The 11,856-nt window shown below is 77.5% G+C and carries 9 protein-coding genes; 5 read left to right on the forward strand and 4 right to left on the reverse strand.

All coding sequences use genetic code 11. The annotated features are described in order from the left end of the window. The first annotated feature begins 90 nt into the window (after positions 1–90). On the forward strand, positions 91–1,989 hold the full coding sequence (locus HCN56_RS26885; protein WP_167967617.1) for a hypothetical protein: 1,899 nt from the start codon (positions 91–93) through the stop codon (positions 1,987–1,989). Between the two features lie 31 nt (positions 1,990–2,020). Here the strand turns inward: HCN56_RS26885 and HCN56_RS01670 are convergent, their stop codons facing one another. After that, entirely contained in the window at positions 2,021–3,319 is a 1,299-nt protein-coding gene (locus HCN56_RS01670; RefSeq protein ID WP_167967618.1) for an MFS transporter, read from the reverse strand. Between the two features lie 215 nt (positions 3,320–3,534). Then, positions 3,535–3,705 carry a hypothetical protein gene (locus HCN56_RS01675; RefSeq protein ID WP_167967619.1) on the reverse strand — a complete coding sequence of 57 codons (171 nt, stop codon included), beginning with the start codon at positions 3,703–3,705 and terminating at the stop codon, positions 3,535–3,537. Positions 3,706–4,620: 915 nt separating this feature from the next. Between HCN56_RS01675 and HCN56_RS01680 the strand changes: the two genes are divergently transcribed. The 3 genes from HCN56_RS01680 (at position 4,621) to HCN56_RS01690 (ending at position 6,781) form a co-directional block, all read left to right on the forward strand. Further along, a complete protein-coding gene (locus tag HCN56_RS01680) occupies positions 4,621–5,241 on the forward strand; it encodes a hypothetical protein (RefSeq protein WP_167967620.1) in 621 nt (206 codons plus the stop codon). A gap of 361 nt (positions 5,242–5,602) precedes the next feature. Beyond that, positions 5,603–6,277, forward strand: coding sequence for a response regulator (locus HCN56_RS01685; protein WP_167967621.1), 675 nt, complete (start codon positions 5,603–5,605; stop codon positions 6,275–6,277). 150 nt (positions 6,278–6,427) lie between these two features. Next, complete coding sequence (locus HCN56_RS01690; protein WP_167967622.1) at positions 6,428–6,781, forward strand: SCO4225 family membrane protein; 354 nt, start codon at positions 6,428–6,430, stop codon at positions 6,779–6,781. Between the two features lie 9 nt (positions 6,782–6,790). On the opposite strand, the gene HCN56_RS01695 is transcribed toward HCN56_RS01690, so the two are convergent. After that, positions 6,791–9,253 carry a zinc-dependent metalloprotease gene (locus HCN56_RS01695; RefSeq protein ID WP_312870998.1) on the reverse strand — a complete coding sequence of 821 codons (2,463 nt, stop codon included), beginning with the start codon at positions 9,251–9,253 and terminating at the stop codon, positions 6,791–6,793. Between the two features lie 85 nt (positions 9,254–9,338). Beyond that, the gene (locus tag HCN56_RS01700) at positions 9,339–10,217 is read right to left on the reverse strand and encodes a GntR family transcriptional regulator (protein ID WP_167967623.1); all 879 of its coding nucleotides are present in this window, start codon (positions 10,215–10,217) and stop codon (positions 9,339–9,341) included. Positions 10,218–10,714: 497 nt separating this feature from the next. Between HCN56_RS01700 and HCN56_RS01705 the strand changes: the two genes are divergently transcribed. Next, positions 10,715–11,812 carry a peroxidase-related enzyme gene (locus HCN56_RS01705; RefSeq protein ID WP_167967624.1) on the forward strand — a complete coding sequence of 366 codons (1,098 nt, stop codon included), beginning with the start codon at positions 10,715–10,717 and terminating at the stop codon, positions 11,810–11,812. Positions 11,813–11,856: the final 44 nt, after the last annotated feature.

Consider the following 11,856-nt stretch of genomic DNA (forward strand, 5'->3'; position numbering starts at 1 on the left):
GTTACTTCACGCCGTCGTGTTGACGGAGGCCCCCGCCCGCACCGCACGCGGCGGGCGCATCACCTCGCCTCCCGGTGCGCGCCCGCGCTCGTGCGACACCCCCGCGCGCCGTCCGCCCCGGACGACCCCGACGGCCGGGACTGCGCCGCGCTCGCCGAGGCCGACCCGGGGTACGGCTGCCTGCGCGAGCGCCTGGTGACCTCCGCCCTGGCGGTGGCGCGCCGGTCGGCGGGCGGCCGCCGGGGGCCGGCCGGGACGCTGCGCCGCCTCGGCCGCGGCCCACGGCTCCTCCCCCAGGTGCTCGGCCTGCGGCTCTCGCCGCTGCCCGGGGGTGCCGAGGCCCTCGCGATGGAGCAGGCCCTGCTGGCGTCCACCCCCGCCGTCCGTGCCGCGTTCGCCCTGACGCGGCTGGAGCACCTCGCGGCCGACGAGGCGGAGAGCCTGCTCACCGCCGCCCGGGTGCGTCCGCAGGAGGCCCGGGCCGCGGTGAGCGCCGCGGCCGCGCTCCCCGGCGGCGACCGGCCGGCGTTGGAGGACCCCTGCGCGCTCCGTGCGCGCCCGGGGGACCTGCTGCGCCGCCGCCAGTACCGCCGGACGGGCACGGCCGCGGCTGCGGCGCTGCTGCTCGGGGCCGGCCTGGTGACCACCACCGGTGGCGGGGAGGCCCCCGAGGGGGCGGGCGCCGTTGACGACGCGCGGTCCGGGGAGACGGCTCCCCTCAATCCCGCGCTGGTCGCCAGTGCCGACCCGGAGCAGCTGGAGCGGGTCCGCGAGGGCGCGTGGCGGGATGCGAGCCGGGTGGACTTCTCCGCCTGGGAGCCGCGCGGGTCCGCCGTGGACGACGAGGAACTGCTCGGTCGGGCGCTCGCCGCGTGGTCCACCGCCGATCCGGCCGTCGCGGTCACGGTCACGCCGGGCACGGCGACGGGCCCGCCGCCCGCCGCGCCGCGGCTGCTGTACGCGGGCCGGGTTGCGGAACGCTCGGTGGTGCTGCTGCACGACGGCCTCCGGCTGGCGCGCTTCGCCGAGCCCGCGGCGGGCCCGGCAGGGGAGGCCGCCGGGGCGGACGGCGAGCGGGCCGGCCGCTCCGGCGGCGGGCGCGACGCCCCCGTCACCGGCTCGACGCTGGAACTGGCCCGGGTGGACGGTGCGAGCGGCGGGCATCCGGCGGTCGTTCTGCACCGGGGGACGGACGGCGTGCGCTACCTGACGGCGCCGTGGGTCGAGCGGGCCGACGTCCACGACCTGCTGGCGCCCGGGGCGGACCCCGCCCGGGTGGCCCTCGGGGAGGACGGCGTGACCGGGCCGGTCCCGACGGGGGTCGGGTCCGCGGAGTGCGTCGACTCCCCGCTGCTGGAGCTGACGACGCCGCCGGGGCTGCCGACCGGTGTGCTGGTCGACATGGGTGAGCTGGTCCCGGCGGCGGTGACCGACGCGGCCCCCGGCGTGGGCCACGGCCATCCGCTGCGCGGCGAGGCCGCCGACCGGCTGGCCCGCACCGCCTGCCACCTCCCCGACCTGGCGGGGAGCGGGGTCCGCCTGGTCAACAGCTGGGAGTTCGCCACCCAGGAGCTGCCCGACGGCGGTGGCCGGGCCAGCTGGGTCTGCACCCGGGCGGAGACCTGGCGCGGCGAGGGCGTTCGTACCGTCACCCAGCTGCAGTTGCCGCCCGACGGGGAGCCGGCGGCGGACGACGGCGGCGCCCGCGAGTTCGGTGAGGCCGGGGTGATCACCGCCCGCGCCGAGGGGGGCGCGGACTGCACGCTGCGGGAGCACCACTTCACCGCCTCGGCCCTCTGGGAGTCCCCCGACGACGGCTGGTACCTGATCGCCGCGGCCAGTCCCGGTGTCGGTGAGCTGACGGTCCGAGGGGACGTGGACGGCGCGGCGGACGGGCGCACCCTGGCCGTCCCGGCGGCGCCGGATGCGGAGGCCGAGGTGGTCGGCGTGGTGACGCGGACCGGGGAGGCCGCCACCGAACTGCGGTGAGCGTGACGCTCCCCGCCCAGGGCGGGGAGCGTCAGCCCGGCCGGGGCTCCGCCGGGAGGCCGCCGTCGGCGGCGGGCCCGCCCGGGGTGCCGAGACTCAGCGTGCGTTTGGGAAGACGTTCGATGAACGGTCCGAGCAGCATCGCGACGGCCACCACGGCGGCGAGCACCACGAAGAGGGTGCGCGGTGTGGTGTCCAGCAGGGTCGGGGTCCACAGCGCGGCGGCCGCGGCGGCGCCCCGGGCGACCGCCATGACGGCGCCCTGCGCGGTGGAGCGCAGCAGGGTCGGGAACGCCTCCTGCGACCACACCTTGAAGATCGCCTCGAAGGCGAGCGCCGTGCCGAAGGTCCCGATGACCTTGGCCAGCGCCAGGCTCCACACGTGGACGCCGAGGACGGCCGGCAAGGCGAAGTACAGCACGAACCCGACCGCGCCCAGGGTGTACCAGCGCATGCGGTGGCGGCCGTCGACCACCCGCATGAAGAGCGCCGCCATGGCGAGGCTGAAGAACAGGATCGCCAGGTTGATGCCGGAGGCTACCTGCACGGTCGTCCCGGCGACCTCGACGTACAGGTAGGTGGTGAACTGGCCCATGGTGTTGGCCGCCACGAGGGTGAGCACGTAGAAGCAGGCCAGCGACGCCACGGCGCGGCGGTGCGGCGCCCGCAGCAGTTGCCGGCCCGCCGTCACCCGCGCGGCCGCGCCGGCGTCCAGCTCGCGGGCGAGCCGCCGTTGGGACGCCCACTGGCGGGACTCCGGCATCCGGAGCCGGAGGGCCAGTACCAGCAGGGCCACCAGCAGGACGTGAAGGTAGAGCAGTCGGGCGCCGGTGGCGCCGAGGCCGCCGACCAGCAGTCCGGTCAGCTGGGTGGCGCACATGCCGAGGTACCAGAGCAGCTGAGAGAGCGCGATGAGCTTGCCCCGGGCCCCCGCCGGCGCCTCCTCGCCGATCAGCGAGATGGAGACGGGCAGGTCGGCCCCGGCCGCGAACCCCAGCAGCAGGACGCCGGGCAGCAGCCAGCCGCGGCTCGGTGCCGCGGCGAGCACCGCGGCACCGGTCGCGAGCATGCTGACCGTGGCGACGAACACCCGGCGGCGGCCGAAGCGGTCGCCGAGCCGCCCCCCGAGCAGTGACCCGACGGCGATGGCCAGGGTGAGGGCGGCGGAGAGGGCGCCGATGGCCGCGGCGGAGAGACCGAGCGGGTCCTTGTACAGCACGAGCGCGGCGCCGGTGGAGACGATCGCGGCGGCGTCGAGGTAGGAGGCCATGCCGGCGACCCCGGATCGGAGCCACATCCGGCCGGTCGGCTTCCCCTTTCCGGTGTCCACGACGCCTCGTCCTCCCCGGGCGGGTCACGGAGCAGCGCCGAGCGGGAACGGCGGGGCGGCGCGGTGGGGTCGGCGCCCGCCGCGTCGTCGGCAGGGTGGCACGCCGTGGTCGGGGCGTACAGGGCGCGGGCGCGCGTTCCGGCCATGACACGGGGTCCCGCGGCGCCGCGCCGGACGCCCCTCCCGAGCACGCCCGCCGTCCGGCGGGGCGCGGTTCATCCCCGGCGGTCGCCTCCCGGGTCGCCGTCGGGGGTGTCCGGGCCGCGCCGCGCTCGGCGCCCGCGGCGGAGGAGCCCCCGCCGCTCGCCCCGCACCACCCCGTTGACGACGACGGCCAGCAGCGCGCCGCCGACAAGGACGACGACGAGTGTCCAGAGCACGTCCATGGCCCAGCCCCCTCGACCTGCGGTCCGCCCCCGCCGCGCGGGGACGGCGACGGCCGTCCCCGCGGCCGTCCCCCGGGAGTCTGCCCCGTGGAGCGCCCCGCCAGTGGGCGATCGGCCCGAACCGGCCGGAACGGCCCCCCGCCGGCGGGGCAGGGCCTGTGCGGTGTGTGCCGGCCGCGCCGTACGGAGCGCGTCTCCATCGCTGGTTGCAGGCGACGGTCATCCGCGGGCGGGAGGCGGGCGGGCAGGGCCGGGCCATAGCCTCCCTTTCATCATGACGCGAACGGACGACCGGTTGCTGCCGGTCCTGCTGACGGCCGCCCAGTTCCTGGTGTGGCCCCGGGTTCCGCTCCTGCGCGGCCAGGTGCCGGACACGGCCGGCCCATCTGCCGGCCGTGGCGCCGGCCGCGCTGGTGGTGGCGGGCGCACTGACGGTGCGGCGCGAGCGGCCCGTACCGGCACTGGTGGCGACCTGCGGGTCGCTCGCGCTGGTCTCCGGGGCACTCCCGGTGGGCGCCACCGCCGTGCTGGGGACGGCGGGCACGGCGCCGGCCCTCCACGCGGACGCGCTGTCGCGGGACAGCGGCACGGCGCTGCTCTGCACGCTCACCCTGGCGCTGTGGCAGCTGCTGCGGATGGTGCCGCTCCACGGCCTCGGCGAGCGGGACGGGCTGGACCTGGCGCTCACCGCGGTGCTGTACGCGGGGGCCTGCGGGTGGGGGGCCGCGCGGCGTGCGGCACAGGCGCCGGTCGCGGCGCTGGTCCTGCTCAACCCGCTCGTGCCGATGACGGTGCCGCGGGCGGAGGGCAGCGGTGGTGGCGAGGAGGTCTCGACGGGGCTGGTGTTCGCGCTGGTAGCGGCGGCCCGGTCCGTGGTCCTGCTGTGGTCGGCCCGGGCACCGCACGCCGGCAGGTGTGCCGGCGCTCGTGGCGCTGCGGCCGCCGGCGGCCTGGGCGGGCGGGTACGACGGGTCGCCGGTGGCGCCCGCGGTGGCGAGCGGTGTGGCGCCGGCGGTCGCCACCGCCGCGACCCGGCACCCTGCGTGGGCGGCCCCGGCGGGTGCGGTCGCCGTCCACGCGGCGGTCGGGTGGGCGGTCGCCGCACGGTCGGACCATGTGCCGGGGTGGGAGGCGGCGACCGCGGTCGTGGCGCCCGCGGTGCCGGCGGCGGTGGCTGCAGCCTGGTGGTCCGGCCGCCGGGACGGGGAGCGAGAACGGGTGGCACGACGGGAGCACGAAGAGCGGATCACCGGGTGGACGGGGGAGGCGGTGCGGGACGCGTGGGCCGAACGCAGCCGGGTCACGGCCGGGTTGGAGAAAACGGTGTCGGCGAGGACCACCGGCATGGTCCGCGAGGCGGAGGCCGGCCGGCTGGCCGAGACGGCCGAGCGGGCCCGGGAGGCGCTCGGCGCGATGCGGGTGCTGCTCGACCGGCAGGGCGGGACCACCGCGTACGCCGAGCGGCGGCCGCAACCGACCCCGCGTGCGCTGAACCTGCGGGTGCGGCAGAGCCGCGCCGCCGGCCGAAGCGCCTAGATCCGGGCGGAGGCCGCGGCGTTGCGGGGGCTGCCGGTGGCGGTGGACCTGGCCGGCTACCGGGCGGCGGAGTCGCTGCTGGAGCGGCGGGCCGCAAGCCGGTGGCGCTGCGGCTGGAGCGCGGCCCCGACCGGTTGACGCTGCACGCGGACGGGCTGCCGGAGCTGCCGCCGGAGCGGTGTGCGGAGCCGGCCGCGGCCGCCGTGATGCTGCGGGGTACGTTCTCCACCGCGCCGCCGGGCGGCGCCCGGCTGGTGCTTCCGCTGGGAAGCGGGTGGATCGGGGAGGCGGCCGACGACGGACGCCCGGCGGGTTGTGACGGACACGGGGGCGGCGCCCCCGAGGAGAAGGGGGGTCCCCGATGTCGGTGACCGTGATGGTCGTGGACGACCAGAGTGTGGTGCGGGCGGGTTTCGCGGCGGTCATCGACGCCGAGGAGGACCTGACGGTGGTGGGCGAGGCCGGCGACGGCGCAGCCGCGGTCAGGTTGGCGGAACAGCTGCGTCCGGACGTGGTGGTGATGGACGTGCGGATGCCTGAGCTCGACGGCATCACTGCCACCCGCATCCTCACCTCCCGCCCGGAGCCGCCGCGGGTGCTGGTGCTGACCACCTTCGACCTGGACGCGTACGTCTTCGACGCGCTGCGCGCGGGTGCCTCCGGCTTCCTGCTGAAGGACGTGCGGGCCGCCGAACTGCTGGACGGCGTGCGGGTGGTGGCGGCGGGCGAAAGCGTCCTCTCCCCCGCCGCCACCCGCCGGCTGATCGCCCACTACGCGGCGGGGCCGGACCGCGGGCGGCCGACGGCCGGTGCGCTCACGCGGTTGACGGAGCGGGAGCGGTACGTGCTGACGCTCGTCTCCTGTGGTCTGAACAACGCGGAGATCGCCGATCAGCTGGGGATCACGGTGGGCACGGTGAAGTCGCACATCAACGCGCTGCTGCGGAAGTTGGGGCTGCGCGACCGCGTCCAGGCGACGATCCTCGCCTACGACCTCGGGCTGGCACATCCCCGGCCGCCCGGGGATGGGGACTGAGGCGGTCCCGCCACCGAGCGGCTCGCGGGTCCCGCCCACCGCCCACCGCCCACCGCCCACCGCCCACCGCCCACCGCCCACCGCCCACCGCCCGAGAGTTGCCCCTCACCCATGCGCTCGGCCACCCCCTTCCGAGAGGACTCCCACACCGTGGACACACCCGATCTGCCGGACCGACCACCGGCCGACGGCCCCGGGCGGCAGTCGATCACCGACACGCTCCGCTCGGCCCTGTCGTCGCCGTTCGCCCGCGCCTACCTCGGTCTGGTCCTCGTCCTGCTGGTGGGCGCGGCCTTGCTCGGGGCGGTCCACACCGAGGACGCCTCGCTGGCGGGGATCTGGCCGGTGCCGGCGACAGCGCCGCTCAGCGTTGCCGCCCTCCTGCTGCCGCTCCCGGACGGGCCGTTCTTCCTCGTCGCGCCGGTGAGGGCGTCCGGGCTGGTCAACGCGGTGGCCATCGGTTGGTGCCACCGCACGCTGGGCCGGCGGAACGGGGGCGGCTGAGACGCCGCCTCAGAGTGGAGCGCCCGGCGGGACGCGCGGCAGTGCGCCGAGCCCGGCGGCGGTGGGTACGGCGAGGAACGTCCGAATCCTGCGCCCGGTCGCCCGGTCGCCGGACCCGCCGTGAGAAGTGGCCGTCCCGGTGGGCCGGCCGAGCGCACCCGGCGGGGGGTCGAGACGGTCGGCCAGGTCGTGCAGCCGGTCCTCCAGCGGGGCGCGCACCGCCGGAGCGAGCGCGTCGCCGCCGATCGCCGCGGCGAGGTGGCGTAGCACGACCCACTCGGCGGTCCGCCGGGCCAGCGCGGCCTGGCCGGCGGTGAGGCCGGCGGTGGCCGGGCGGCCGCCCGCCTCGGTCTCCGGCTCCGGCTCCGGCTCCGGCTCCGAGGGGCGGCAGGCGTCGAGCAGGACGTCGACGACCTCGCCGGGGCCGGGGCGGGCGGGGTCGGTGGCGTGCTGCCAGGCGGTGCGGGCCAGTCGCGCGGGTTCCAGCAGCGCCTCCGCCACCAGCGCGGCGGCCGCCTCGACCGCCGACAGCGGGTCGAAGACGCGCCCGGCCCGGGTGTCGAGGTACTCCCTACTGCGGGTGTGGCGGATCGCCGGCGGGGTGAGGAGTCGTTCGACGGCGTGGGGCAGCACCAGTTCGGGCGGGGCCAGCAGTTCGGCGCAGCGCCGCAGCGCCGCCCACTGGTCGGCGGCGGTGACGGTCTCGGCGCCCGCCTCCTCCGGGAGCGGCTCGCCGGCCGCCGCGTAGCGGTAGCGGACGCCGCCGACCTGCCGGGCGACCGCGGTCAGGGCGTGCCGGTGGAGCAGGTGGAGCGCCGCGGCGCGGGATTCCAGCTCGCCGGTCTGCCGGTGGGGTGGGAGCACGCCGCGGGTGAACCCGGCCAGTGCCGCGCGGCGCACCGCCAGCGTCCGGCGCAGCACCGCGAACGGGTCCGGCTCGTGGGGCAGCCACACGGAACCGTCGGCGTGGGCGGCGCCGGGGCCCTGGGCGTCCTCGTCGGCGAGGTTCGCCAGGTGGGCGGTGTCGCGGCGCAGCGCGGCGAGCGAGCCGGCGGTGGTGGGGGTCTCCGCCGTGTCGGGACCGTAGGCGTGGGCGACCAGGAAGTGGTCCCAGGGACCGAGCCCCTGGTGGTAGGAGTCGGAGAGGTCGGGGACGCCGTCCTCGGTGAGGGAGATCTCGGGGTGCGGGTAGTCCATGACGGACGGCAGCGGGTGCGCGCGGTCGGCGAAGTTGTGCATGAAGCCGAGCGCGTGGCCGATCTCGTGCGCGGCGAGCCGCCGCATCCGCCGCAGGACGGCCTCGCGCACGGCGGCGAGCCGGGTCGCTTCGTCGGGGCGGCCGTAGGGGGCGAGCAGCGCCTCGGCCAGCGCGGTGACCTGCTCGGTGCGCTGCGACCCGAGCCTCACCCGGCCGGCGAGGATCTCGCCGGTGCGGGGGTCGGTGAGGGCCTGGCCGTGGGACCAGCCCCGGCCGTCCCGGTGCACCCAGAGCACGACGTTGTGGGCGAGGTCGTGCAGGTCGGTGCCGTCGGGGGCGACCTCGACCCGGAAGGCGCCGGGAAGCCCCGCCGATTCGAAGGCTTCGGACCACCAGCTGCCGCCGTCCACGACCGCCGTCCGCCAGGGTTCCGGGATCGCGGGGTCGACGAGGAAGACGATCGGTCGGTTCGGTTTCCCGTCGCTGCCGAGCGTGACCCGGAAGCGGGGCTGGAGGGTGAGGCGGGTGCCCTGGTCCGGTGGGGCGCCGTGGTCGTGGTGGCCGATCCCGTACCCGCCGGAGGCCGGGTGGTGCCGGCGGGCGGCCAGCGGGGGCTCGGGCAGCGGGACGAGGTGGAGGTGCTGGACAACGCTGAGGGTGCCGGGCAGGGGCGCCACCCGGCTCACGGCGTCACCGGGCCGGGCGGTGCGGAAGGTGAGGCGTGCGGCGAGGCGGGTGCCCCGGGGGCCGTCGGTCACCTGCTCCGGTATCAGGTGGGAGGCGTCACGTTCCAGGTCGTGGTCGCCCTGGCCGCGGGCGGCGAGCGTCACCGCCGTGCCGTGCAGGTCCAGCAGGGCCAGGCCGGTGGCGTCCACCACCGGGCCGTCGGGGCTCTGGTGGAGCACCGGCGCGCTCCACAGCGCGGAGTCGGCGAACGACTCCGCGCCCGCCGTGGCAGCCGCCACGGCGCCGGCGACCCGGTGGTGCTTGGGTGTCAGCACGAGAACGACGCGGTCGCCCGCGCGGCGGAACTCGGCCAGCCGTCCCTTGCCGAGCCGTCCCCGGTCCAGACCGAGTTCGCTGGAGCCGACTCCTTCGGCCAGCGCGGCGGTGAGGAGGAAGGGGACGTCGGTGCGGCGGATCTGCATCAGCAGGCGGCCCGGTCGGTGCGCGTCCGGGCGCAGCAGCCGGACCGGGGGTTCGGTGGTCTGCGGTGGGGGCGGCGCGGCGGCGGGTTCGCCGGGCCGGTCCCCGGACGTGTGGTTGTCGCTCACCGCGTGCCTCCCTCAGTGCGCCGCCGTTCGGCGGATGGGCCGATCGTAGGACGAGTTTCGGCCGGGAGCCGGGAGCACCGCGCGGTCAGGGCGGGTCCGTGGCGGGCAGGTCCGTGGCGGGCGTGGCCGGGATCTCGTAGCCGAGCCGGAACCGTTCGCCGGGGACGACCAGGTCGGCCGTCTCCAGGGGGCGGTCCTCCGCGTAGTAGGTCCGCTCGATCGCGGCGACCACGGCGCCCTCGGCGAGGTCGAGTGCGGCGATCTCGGCGGGGGTGCCCGGCCGCGCGGTGACGGTCTCGGTGACGCGGGTGACGCGGATGCCGATGTAGGCCATCCGGGCGACGACGCTGCCGCCGGCGACGGGTCCGGCGCCCGGGAGGCTCACCGGGGTGCCGCCGGTGATGCCGAGCGGCTCCCAGCTGACGCAGAGCATCGCGGGGAGGTCGTCGCTGTGCAGCAGGTACGCGCTGCGGATGACGGGCTCACCGGCGGTCAGCGCCAGCCGGGCGGCGACCCTGCCGGTGGCGGCCTCGGTGGCGGAGTCCGGGGTGCCGCGCAGCGTCCGGGAGGACGCCTCGCCGCCGAGGGGCGCCGGGGCGGCGGTGAGCCCCGGGGCGCCCGCGAGGACGCGGGTGGCGGCGCAGCCGTCTGCGGGGGCGCGGTGGGGCGGGTCGCCGGGGGCGACGGCGAGGCGGCCGGCGACGCGTTCGGGGGACCAGCCTCGCGCCATGGTGGCGGTGGTCCGCGGCTCGCGCACGAACACCCCCCGGCCGGCCCGCCCCTGTGCCAGCCCTTCCGCCACGAGCAGCCGCACGGCGGCGGCAGCGACGTTGGAGCCCACGCCGTAGCCCGTGGCGAGCTCGGCGCGGGAGGGGAGAGGGCTGCCGGGCGGGAACTCCCCGGCGGCGATCCGGGAGCGCAGATCGTCGGCGAGGCGGCGGTACGCCGGGACGGAGCTCATCATTCGTCTCACAATTCGGACCGCTTCTCGTATGTCGAGACAGTTTCGGGCGTCTTTTCGAGCCGCCACGGCGTGACGAGCCCCGACGACGGTACCCCCACATGCCTGCCTGATGCATCAGGCAGTACGGGCCAACCGCCGTCCAGGGCCGGGGGAAGCGGAGCCACTACTCCTTGATGCATCAGGTCGCACCGCCCCGACCTGCATGGATGAGCGGCGTAACGGACACGAAGCGTCCCCGTCCGATGACGCCGGACCTTTGCGTGCGCTGCGGGACCCGGGCTAGATTCTCTCCCGGAATCGCGTCTCGAAAGCGAGTCCGCATGGTGATCGGACCGCTCGGCGGCGCCGCATCCGCCCCGGTGGCAACAGGACGACGACGTCCCCGCCGCACCGCCCCGATCCGCTCCGCGGCGCTCCCCGGTCCGCTGCGAGCGTCACTTTCCTCCCGTGTCGGCCGCCGCGTCCGACCTTCCTCGTGCCGAGAGGAGCAGAGCCCGATGGATGAACCCGCCCCGCTCCACCGAGCCGAAGTCCTCGGGCACGCCGAAGCGGCCCGCGACGCACTGCTGCGACCGCCCGGCCCCGGTCCGCTGGACCACGCGCTGCGGACGGAGGCAGCCGTCCACGCCGCTGAGTCGGCCGGCCGGCCCGATCTCGTCGCCCGCTACCGCGCGCTCGGCTCCGGCACAGCGGGCGGTCCCGCGCCCGCCGGCCGGTCCGCGCTGCGCGAGGCGGTGCGCGACTGGACCCGTTCGGCCACCCTCGCCCCCGCGACGGTGGGCCGCGACGGAGTCGACGCCCTGGCGGCCGCCGGGCTGGACACCGCCGGCGTCGTCTCCCTCGCGCAGCTGGTCGCGTTCGTCTCCTACGAGGTCCGCGTGGCCGCCGGCCGCGAACTCCTGGCCGGCTGGACCTCCGGCGGGCAGCGGGAGGCCGCGGCCCGGCCGATCCCGGCGCCGCCCGTCGCCTTCACCACCGCTCCCCTGGTGTGGCACCCCTGGGTGCAGGCGGTGGACGCCGACCGGCTCTCCGCCGCGCAGCGCGCGGTGCTCGACCGGCACGCCACGCTCTCCACCGACTCCCCGTACTACCGGACGCTGCTCCACGACCCCGTCGCCCTGGACCACCGCACACACCTCTACAACGCGCTGATGTACGGCCGGGGCGGCCTGGCCCGGGCCGACCGCGAGCTGGTCACCCTCGTCGCCTCGCGGGTCAACGGCTGCGCCTACTGCGCCGGGGTCCACGCCCGCAAGTTCGCCCGGATGGTCCGCGACGAGCAGCTGACCGACCAGCTCCTCGCGCACGGGTCCGCCGCGCTGGACGCCGACCCGCGGCGGCAGGCGGTCGCGCGTTTCGCCGAGCGCCTGGCGGCCCCGGCCCCGACCGCCGACGGCGCGGACCTGGCGGCGGTGCGCGCAGCCGGACTCGACGGGGCGGAACTGCTCGACCTGGTGCACTGCGCCGCGCTCTTCGGCTGGGCCAACCGCCTGATGCAGACCCTCGGTGCCCCGGCGCCGCCCGGTGAGCCGTGCCCCGGGGGCTGCTGTACCGGGACGTCCGGCCCCGACGCGCCCCGCGACGCCACCCGCTGACGCGGCGCCGACCGGGCCGCCGGCCGGACGTCCCCGCCCCGCAC

This window comes from Streptomyces lonarensis, assembly GCF_012033735.1.
Classification (GTDB): Bacteria; Actinomycetota; Actinomycetes; order Streptomycetales; family Streptomycetaceae; genus Streptomyces; species Streptomyces lonarensis.